Annotated in this window: 1 pseudogene; it reads left to right on the top strand. The window is 57.6% G+C overall.

Features of this window, described 5'->3' with window-relative positions:
• Positions 1-269: pseudogene (leuS, locus tag B3187_RS07560) on the top strand (leucine--tRNA ligase); the annotation flags it as partial.

Raw genomic sequence — 269 nt, 5'->3', positions numbered from 1 at the left:
CGGGGCGTGGAAATGCGCTTTGAGCTGGTCGAACCGGTGGCGAAGCACCAGAGCTTTGATGTTTACACCACGCGTCCCGATACCCTGATGGGCGTCACCTACGTCAGCCTTGCCGCTGAACACCCGATCAGCCTGGCGTTGGCGGAAAACAACCCGGAACTGGCGACCTTTATCGAGGCCTGTAAAAAGCAGTCCGTGTCCGAGGCCGATATGGCCAACATGGAAAAGAAAGGCATGGATACCGGCATCAAGGCCAAGCACCCGATTAC

The sequence above is a fragment of the Marinimicrobium sp. UBA4209 genome, from assembly GCF_002381585.1.
Lineage (GTDB): Bacteria > Pseudomonadota > Gammaproteobacteria > Pseudomonadales > Cellvibrionaceae > Marinimicrobium > Marinimicrobium koreense.
Note: the sequence above shows the minus strand (reverse complement) of the source record. Positions and strands in the feature narration are given on the sequence as shown.